The sequence below is a fragment of the Olsenella sp. DNF00959 genome (assembly GCF_001553055.1).
In the GTDB taxonomy this organism is placed as follows: domain Bacteria; phylum Actinomycetota; class Coriobacteriia; order Coriobacteriales; family Atopobiaceae; genus Olsenella_I; species Olsenella_I phocaeensis.
Genome location: NZ_KQ960127.1, coordinates 131089 through 139308, shown reverse-complemented (window position 1 = coordinate 139308; position 8220 = coordinate 131089). Strand labels below are relative to the sequence as shown.

The 8220-nt window shown below is 63.7% G+C and carries 8 protein-coding genes and 1 pseudogene; 7 read left to right on the top strand and 2 right to left on the bottom strand.

Annotated features, from left to right (window positions below; all coding sequences use genetic code 11):
• From HMPREF1868_RS04335 to HMPREF1868_RS09565, 4 genes are all read left to right on the top strand, one after another.
• The coding region (locus tag HMPREF1868_RS04335; protein ID WP_197414947.1) for a tyrosine-type recombinase/integrase at nucleotides 1-1249 on the top strand (1249 nt) is incomplete at its 5' end.
• 106 nt (nucleotides 1250-1355) lie between these two features.
• Complete coding sequence (locus tag HMPREF1868_RS09995; protein WP_062530757.1) at nucleotides 1356-2288, top strand: ORF6N domain-containing protein; 933 nt, start codon at nucleotides 1356-1358, stop codon at nucleotides 2286-2288.
• A gap of 620 nt (nucleotides 2289-2908) precedes the next feature.
• Entirely contained in the window at nucleotides 2909-3175 is a 267-nt protein-coding gene (locus HMPREF1868_RS04325) for a YraN family protein (protein WP_231782255.1), read from the top strand.
• 217 nt (nucleotides 3176-3392) lie between these two features.
• Complete coding sequence (locus HMPREF1868_RS09565) at nucleotides 3393-3497, top strand: helix-turn-helix transcriptional regulator (RefSeq protein ID WP_082719540.1); 105 nt, start codon at nucleotides 3393-3395, stop codon at nucleotides 3495-3497.
• A 34-nt stretch (nucleotides 3498-3531) separates the two neighbouring features.
• On the opposite strand, the gene HMPREF1868_RS04320 is transcribed toward HMPREF1868_RS09565, so the two are convergent.
• Nucleotides 3532-4905 carry a hypothetical protein gene (locus HMPREF1868_RS04320; RefSeq protein WP_156439415.1) on the bottom strand — a complete coding sequence of 458 codons (1374 nt, stop codon included), beginning with the start codon at nucleotides 4903-4905 and terminating at the stop codon, nucleotides 3532-3534.
• A 17-nt stretch (nucleotides 4906-4922) separates the two neighbouring features.
• Nucleotides 4923-5297 carry a GntR family transcriptional regulator gene (locus HMPREF1868_RS04315; protein ID WP_062530755.1) on the bottom strand — a complete coding sequence of 125 codons (375 nt, stop codon included), beginning with the start codon at nucleotides 5295-5297 and terminating at the stop codon, nucleotides 4923-4925.
• Between the two features lie 687 nt (nucleotides 5298-5984).
• On the opposite strand from HMPREF1868_RS04315, the gene HMPREF1868_RS04310 reads away from it, so the two are divergent.
• The 3 genes and pseudogenes from HMPREF1868_RS04310 (at nucleotide 5985) to HMPREF1868_RS09985 (ending at nucleotide 8149) form a co-directional block, all read left to right on the top strand.
• Nucleotides 5985-6386: a hypothetical protein gene (locus HMPREF1868_RS04310; RefSeq protein ID WP_062530753.1), complete on the top strand. Its 402-nt coding sequence runs from the start codon at nucleotides 5985-5987 to the stop codon at nucleotides 6384-6386.
• A pseudogene (locus tag HMPREF1868_RS10195) lies at nucleotides 6331-7152 on the top strand (relaxase/mobilization nuclease domain-containing protein); the annotation flags it as partial. The gene HMPREF1868_RS04310 and the pseudogene HMPREF1868_RS10195, both read left to right, overlap by 56 nt.
• Before the next feature lie 421 nt (nucleotides 7153-7573).
• Complete coding sequence (locus HMPREF1868_RS09985; RefSeq protein ID WP_062530748.1) at nucleotides 7574-8149, top strand: hypothetical protein; 576 nt, start codon at nucleotides 7574-7576, stop codon at nucleotides 8147-8149.
• Nucleotides 8150-8220: the final 71 nt, after the last annotated feature.

Genomic DNA, 8220 nt, shown 5'->3' with positions numbered 1-8220 from the left:
AAACAGCGACCGATGGGAGGCGGTCCTCTCGCACACCGACCCCGTGACAGGCGAGGTCGTGAGGACGTTCCATACGGTCGAGGGAAAGACGCGCCGGCAGGCAGAGCGCGCACGCGACGCGCTCATCTTGGAGCTCGAGCGCAAGGGAGGAGCCGTCGGCTCCTCGATGAGCGTGCGCGAGTTCATGGAGCAGTTCCTCACCTACAAGGAGGGCTCGGGCACCATAGAGCCCTCGACGGCGCGCGGCTACCGCGCCGAGGCGCGCCAGATAGACTCCTACATCGGGAACGTCCGCCTGGCGGGCCTCTCAGTGGAGGACGTGTCCGGCTGGATGCGCGACATAAGCGCCGACGGCTACGCGCCGAAGAGCGTGTCGAAGCCCTTCCGCCTGCTCAAGCAGGCGCTCAAGTGGGGCATGGCGCAGGACCTCATCACCAAGAACCCCTGCGACTTCTGCAAGCCGCCCAAGCGCGTGAAGACGCCCATCAACGCCCTGCCGCGCGAGGAGCGCACCCGCATGCTGGAGCTGGCGAGGCGCGCGCAGCCGGCGCCCCTGGGCATAGCCATAGAGCTCGCCCTCACCACGGGCATGAGGCGCGGCGAGGTCTGCGCGCTCAAGTGGTCTGACCTCTCCGATGACGGCACCATAACCGTGAGCCACGCCCTGGGAAACGGCGACGGCGGCTTCTACGTGAAGGAGCCCAAGACCTCGAGCTCCCTGAGGACAATCCCCCTCACCCGGCGCACCTTCGACATGCTGCGCCTGGTGAGGGCGGACGCCGTGCGCATCGCCAACGAGTTCGCTCTTCCCTTCGGCGACCCCTACATACTGGGCACGCAGGAGGAGAAGAGCAGGCCCTACAACCCCACGCAGCTCGGGAAGGACTTCTCGGCCTTCTGCAAGATGAACGGCTTCAAGTGCACCTTCCACGACCTCAGGCACACCTTCGCCACCATGATGATCGCGGGAGGCTGCGACGTGCGGACCGTGGCGAGCTACCTGGGGCACGCGAGCGTGTCGATGACGCTGGACATCTACGCGGACGTGGACCCGGAGGCCAAGCGCGCCGCCGTGAGCAAGGTCGAGGAGAGCTTCGACGCAAAGATGAGCGGCTACGGCGACGCCATCATGGACAACGTCCTCGGCGCGCCCAAGCGTCGCAAGCGCGCGCTCAGCTTCTCGGTTGACCAGCTCAAGGCGATGCTCGCCGCAGCAGAGGAGAAGGAGGCGGGTCATGGGCGTCTTTAGGCTCGTCTGGCGCTTCGTGCGCTGGCTCTTCCGCGCCGTATCGCGATGGATGTGAGCGCGCGCTTGATAAAATTGCATCAACGGCTCGCGCAGAAAGGCCACGGCTATGCCCGATAAAGAACCCGCCAAGACGGAGGCATCAATTGCTCTCTCAGATGACATGCAGATCAGGAACATGATCTATACCGTGAGAGGCCAGCAGGTCATGCTCGACAGCGATCTCGCCGAGCTGTATGGCGTTGAGACTAAGGTGCTCAATCAGGCAGTAAGTAGGAACTCCAGGCGTTTCCCGGAGAGATTCTGCTTCCGCATCACGCGGGAAGAAGCAGAAGATCTAAGGTCACAAATTGTGACCTTACGCCCTGAGCTGGGCAACCAGGACACATGGTGGCGCTATATGCCGCGTGTCTTCACTGAGCAGGGCGTGTCGATGCTCTCTGCAGTGCTGCGCAGCGACACAGCAATCGACGTGAGTATCAAAATCATGAATGCCTTCGTCGAGATGCACCACTTCATCGCGGACAATGCCCACATGTTCGAGCAGATCCGCACGGTTGAGCTCAGGCAGCTGGAATACCAGAAAGCCACCGACGAGCGCTTCGAGCGCGTCTTCGACTACATGGAGACCCACGAGGAGCCGAACCAGAAGGTCTTCTTCGAGGGACAGGTCTACGATGCGTTCGAGCTGCTAATTTCGCTCGTGCAAAGAGCAAAGCGCGAGATTGTCCTGGTCGACGGCTATGTGGACACGGGCACGCTCAACATTCTCGCCAAGAAGCGGCCAGGCATCTCCGCCACCGTGTGGACGCATCCCAAGACCTGCCTTACCGAACGCGACATTGCCACCTTCAACGCGCAGTACCCGACGCTCGAAGTCAGGCACACGGCCTCGTTCCACGACCGCTTCCTCATCCTGGACGGAGCCGAGGGCTACCTGATTGGAGCATCGCTGAAGGACGCAGGCAAGAAGAGCTTCGCCATCACCAAGCTCGAAGGCTCGAGCATCATTGAATCGATTATCGCCGCGCTCGGCGAGTAAGAGATTAAAACGTGTAACATCTTTGAGGTCGCAGTTTGCGACCTTAGAGCTACGCAGCAATAGGCGTAGTGAGTACAGTTTATGCTCACTTCCATGCCTATATATCAGTAGAATGCCCCACCCCGAGCCCGAAGGCAGAGACAGCGGCATGGACCGACCTCCCGTCGAGATGATCTACGCGGTAGCGGAGCAACCCTCTCAACCCGTCACCAGACGCAATGCCACAGCGGACGCCGAGACCCCACACATCCCAACGGGCACACCAACGCACGAAGAGCCCGGGACACCTCACGGGCATGGCCACCGCACACTGCACGGCATCCACGCAGGCACCCCATCGCACAGACACGCAACGCCTCGCGGCAACCGCATCGCCGCAATCCCACGGGCAGCCTCCGCGCACGCCCCACCCCGCCTCGCCTTGGGAGCGAAGACTCGCCCACGGTCGCTCTAGAGCAAGGGGCGCGAAAACTTTTCCGAGAGGCACAAGGCGCCCCTCGGAAAACTCGGGCGCATCCGCGTTTCGCTTTTGCCCCTTGCGCTGCCGCTTTCCCGCAGGCGCCATCCGCACCACAAGGCGCGCCAAGGGGGCGGGCCCCAACACGAGGAGGCAGACAGCCATGGGAAAGAGCATCGACGAGAGGCCGCACGCGGCAATCCGCGCGTACCTGAGGCACAGGGGCGTCGAGGTCCTGGAGGAGGGCTGGGCGCGCGACTCGGGCAGCATCGACCCCATCGCCATGGACGACGAGGAGCTCGTCTTCGTGGACACCGCCACCAAGTGCGGGGGCTACGACATGCCCCGTGAGGAGCCCGACCAGGGGCGCTTCGAGCGCATCGCGGCGGCCTACCTCGCCGAGGCCGAGGTGGAGGTTACGACATCGTGAGCCTCTTGGTGACGGGCTCCGAGAAGGCCCTCCTGCGCCACCACAAGAACGTCCTCAGCGACGGGAGGTAGGCCCCAAAGCGGCTGCCCCGGGCCTCCGGGCATAGCGCGGGGCGACTACTTCGGCATCAGTGGGGCCTGAAAAACCTGGACCTTCCTCATGACCCTCGTGGGCATAGCCGAGGTCTTTTCCGGGTCAGTCGGGATCGCGGCAGACCATATCCTCCATCGAGCGCGGTGACTACAACCCCACAATCAGGCTCTGCCGCGCCATCTGCAAGGCCCTCGACCGAACGCTGGACGAGCTCTTCTGGGAGGACTAGCCGTTTTTGGCCGGGAAGTCGGTGACATGTCCCACTATGCATCGACTAAGGCCGAGGTGACTTCCTCGTAAACGGTCTCGGTCTGCGCCGTGTCGCTCGCGCCCAGAAGGTAGGTTGTGCCGCTCCTCGTCCGCACGAGGAGCCAGGGGCCGACCTCGGGGTCCAGGCACACCTTGAGCGATCCGTACGCGTCACTTGAGAAGTTACCTTCGAGGAAGGTTTCACTCGCGCCGCCAAACGTGCGCGTCATCTGGGGAAGTTGGTCAACCAGCTCCACAGACACCACGTCGTCCATGTCAATCTCATAGGTTGTGAGCGAGTGGTGTGCCCGAATCGTCTGCTCGCTCAGCTCAAGCGTCACAGGAGCTCCAAATTCCTCCGCCATGAACGCTCCCGCCACGGGCAGGCAGAGCAGCAAGCAAGCGAGGGCCACTACAATCGCCTTTCCCGCCGGCCGTGCCAGGTTGATCGACGTGTTGATGCCCACGCGCTCGTTCACTATGAGCTTGGCATCGTCGGGGTTATAGTAGAAGATGCCAAAGATCCAGTGATCGTCCTCGTCCACGTAGAGGCCCTCGCCGCTGGCCTTTGTAAGACGCTCCTGCAGGCTGCGCACGCGCATCTCGGTTGCAAACGCCACGATTCCGAGGACCGTGCAGGGAAGCATCATACCGATAAAGTACAGATTGGCTGAACCCTGGAAGAGGAGCTGCGCCCAGCTCATGAATGCAAAAGACGCCGCCGCGACGAGGAACACCCTCGCCCAGGCGCGCCGGCGTATGCGCGTGAGCGTCTGCGTGAGGGCGGTGTTGTCGTCCACCACCTCGCTGCGATTGCGGTAGCACCAACGGAAGATTGCCCACATCATGAGCACGCATGCGGCAAACAGCAGGTAGATTACTAAGTTGTCACGATCGAGCAGGGCGGGGACCAGGCTCGTCGCGCAGATGAGGACAAACCATATGCTCGAGACGCGCGGGTACGACTGCGCGGCCGCCCCGATATCGGCCACCGTCACGCGCTGGGTCGCGGCGCCTCTGGTCCGCCAGCCTCGCTCGTCCTTCAGGGCCGCGAGCCTGCGGTTGGTGAGCGCGTAGATCACCTCGGGCACGATACAGACCACAAGTATCCAGACGCTCCAGCAGAACATGCTCAACCCGGCCCACGCTCGTACCGTTCCTGTCGCCGCACCGCCAAGTGCCGCAGCCACGAGCACGATAGCGCACGCAAGCTGTAGGCGACGGTAGCTGGTAAGAAGCGCCTTTACCTGCACGTCTTCCCGCGCCTCGCGCGGGAAGGTGACGCCGATGACAATGTTCTTCTTGAAGCGCGCGCTGTTCCTGAGCGTCCACCATATGAGGAGTGGAATCCAGCTGCAGGAGAGCCATAGGATAGTCGCAGTGCTCATCATAAACTTCCTTACTTCTAGCGATACGCAATCTCATCCAGCAGGCGCTCGCAGAGCGCGAGAACCTCTTTGCCTGACATCCCACCGGCCACCAGCTCAGCCAGGCGCATCCGCAGCGCGTCCACGATGCCGGGATCGGGGTCTGAGCTGCCATCGGGCTCGCACACGAAGGTGCCACCCCTCCGGTCGCCGCGCACGTGTCCCTCCTGCTTGAGGAGCTGGTAGGCCTTGCTCACCGTCATGGCGTTGACGCCGCACTCCGATGCGAGCGCCCGCACGGTCGGCAGGCGCTCACCAGGCGCAAGCTCGCCTTCGGCGATGCCCCGCACGATCTGATCGCGGATCTGCTGGTAGATGGGTGTCGCGGTTGAGAAGTCCAGCTGCAGGAGCATGGTGTGAGCCTCCAACGATGTCTGTATCGTATGTATTACTCACAATAATACATAACAGACAAAGCTGCAAGCGCAGAGGAAAGCACAGTCCAAGCCGCTTCCGTCATCGCATCATTTTCCATTGTATGATCTGTACCTACAGCAGATCTGCCTTGGAGGAATCGGGGTCCGGCCATGTCCTCCCATTAAGAGCTCGTCTTCAACACGAGCGCTCAACTCCTCGGCGCAGGAGTTGACCGGATAGTGAGAAGCAAACCCGCGATTTGGTCGAGCATACGTCCCGCAAGAGAATTCTTTCCGGACCATCGTCAAGGGCCCCTTTTCGTGCGCTCAAACGCTGCTCCCGCGATGCGCCCGGCGGGACTTCTCAATTTTTTCACCAAGGGGCGCACATCTTGAGCGAATCATTCGTTGTATTGGATAGAGGAGGTGATCGAGCTTGCCATGGAATGAAGCGAGCAGCCTATCTTGTGCGCACAACGCACGAGATAGCGCTTGTCGGCACCGGGGGCCGCGCCCATCGCGCTGCCGCTTCGATGGCGCGTCACCCCACCCGGATGCCGAGCGACGGGAGCACGCGCGCGTGCGCACGCGATACGCTCCCCTGCGGGGGATGCCCCGCGCCCCTGGGAAGCCCGGACGGATGCCCGGGCAAGACGCGCCGCCTCTCGGCGCCTAGGGGGGACCATGGAGAGATTCGACAGGCGCCTGCACGTGCGCGTGAGTGCGTCAGACATCGAACGCGCGCAGACGCTCGCGGGCACACTGGACATCACCACATCCGCGCTCGTGAGGCTACTCCTGCAGCTGCCGGCGAAGGACGTCGCGGCACGCCGCCACGTGGTGCTCGACCTCGCTTGCGCCAACCGCCTCTACCGCGAGCTCAACCAGTGGGGCTACCAGCAGAACCAGGCAGCCCACGCCCTGAACCGCATCGCCTACTACCTCAGACGCGAGGCCATGGACGCATCCGACGTCCTGGAGGAGCTCGCCTCGGTGGAGCGGCAGCTGGAGCGCCTGCGCGAGAGAGCGGATGAGATCGCCGTTCCCGTGCGCAAGGTGGCAGAGTCGCGCCTGCTCTTCTTATAGGCGGATGTCCATGCCACTACTCAAGCCCATATCCGGTCACACGTCCTGCCGGGGCGTCTACCGCTACCTCACCAAGAACGAACGGGCCCTCGCCGCCGACTACCTGAACCTCGATGTCCCCGAGCGCGAGGACACCGCCTTCGACTGGGCGACAGCAATGGACGGCACACGCGCTAGCTGGCGAAACGACACGCCCTGGGGAGGCAGACCCTGCCGCACCTACAAGCACTACGTGCTCTCGCCGGACCCCAAGGACCACGTGGGGCTGGACGCCCTCCGCGAGCTCACGGTCGCCTGGGCGCGCGAGCACTTCGTCGACTACGAGGTCGCCATCGTCTACCACGACGACAACGCCGGGCGCATCCCGCACGCCCACGTGGTCGTGAACAACACCAACATCGCCACGGGACGCCGCCTTCAGGACCCCGACCCCGAGGAGCTCAAGCATTCCCTGCAACGCATGGCCAAGGAACGCGGGCTCTCGGACTTCGACAGCGCCGAGGAGAGGGCTTCCACACGCGGGCGCGTGCGTCCCCGCACGCTGCAGGCCGAGCACGTGCGCCGCGCGGAGCGTGAGATCGCCGAGAAGGGTGGCTACTCCTGGGTGGCGGACATCCGCGCCCGCATCCGCATTGCACGCTCCGTCACGAGGAGCGAAGACGAGTTCGGGGGGCTCCTCAAGAGCCTGGGCGTGGAGGTCGAGGACAACTCCGCCAAGGCACGCCGGCGCGACTGGGTGTTCTCGCTTTCCGGGCACCCCACCTGGCGCGTCTCGGGCGAGAGCCTGGGTCTCGGCTACGGGCGCGAGTCGCTCATGCGCAGCTTCTCGCTGGGAGCGGCAGGGCACATCGCGGACGCAGGCGAGCGCAGGGCTGCAGAGCTCGCGCGTTCCGCCGTTGAGCTTGGCGACCTCTCGGAGCTCGAAAGGCTCTCCGAGGCGCTCGCGTGGCTCAAGGACAACCGCATCCGCACGACAGCGGACCTCGCCACCAAGGGCGCAGGCAACCCCGATATGGCCGCCTACGTGCAAAGCCTCGGCATTCTCAAGGAGGGCGGCGCTATGCGTCGAGACCGTCGAAGCCCTTCTCCCGCGCCCAAGGCGCAAGCGCGCAACGTGGTAACGCCCCAGAACACGCAAGCGAACACCAGCGCGCACGCCAGCGTGATGACGGAAGGGAAAGCCAGCGATGATCGTGAAGACCTACTACCAGGACGGGCGCATGGATGCGTTCGACACCGCCAACCTCACCGACGCGAGCATGTACCGCGGGAACGTCGCTACAAACTGGTCGCTCGACCTATCCGGAGCCATGCGCGATGGCGGCATGCTGCTCCTCTCCATGCGTTGGTACCCCGCGCCGGGCCAGGACGCACCCGCCGGGCCGGAGGGCCTCCCCATAGCCCGCAGGCTCGACGGGCTCTGCGTCGTCGTGGCGGACAGCGAGGACGTGCCGCAGCTGTCCATGGTGACGGTGGACGGCGAGTTCGCGCTCCTGCGCGTGGGGGACGGCCTCGTGGACTGCAACCGCCTCGCATGGGCCTCGCGCATCGCCGACGGCCTGCCCGCCCAGGCGGTCTCGGCGCACCAAACGCTCAGCATGCTTGTAGGCGATGGTGCAGACGGCATCGACGTGGAAGCCGAGGTCTGCCGACAGATGGGCTTCGACCCTGCGACGTATGCGCTTGTGGAGGGGATGCATGAGATGACGTGTGCCAATCAAGAAAATACTGATGAGAGATTCAGCAAGGGTCCGCTTACCTAGAAAATACGCATAGCTCAACCCTGCAGATGCAATAATCCTCTTAAGGCAAAGCACGTTATTAGCCAGGTGAA

Coding starts and splice junctions, on each gene's coding strand:
- HMPREF1868_RS04325 (WP_231782255.1), top strand. CDS start 2,909: ATGGGAAAGAGCATCGACGAGAGGCCGCACGCGGCAATCCGCGCGTAC.
- HMPREF1868_RS04315 (WP_062530755.1), bottom strand. CDS start 5,297: ATGCTCCTGCAGCTGGACTTCTCAACCGCGACACCCATCTACCAGCAG.
- HMPREF1868_RS09985 (WP_062530748.1), top strand. CDS start 7,574: ATGATCGTGAAGACCTACTACCAGGACGGGCGCATGGATGCGTTCGAC.
- HMPREF1868_RS04320 (WP_156439415.1), bottom strand. CDS start 4,905: ATGAGCACTGCGACTATCCTATGGCTCTCCTGCAGCTGGATTCCACTC.
- HMPREF1868_RS04310 (WP_062530753.1), top strand. CDS start 5,985: ATGGAGAGATTCGACAGGCGCCTGCACGTGCGCGTGAGTGCGTCAGAC.
- HMPREF1868_RS09995 (WP_062530757.1), top strand. CDS start 1,356: ATGCCCGATAAAGAACCCGCCAAGACGGAGGCATCAATTGCTCTCTCA.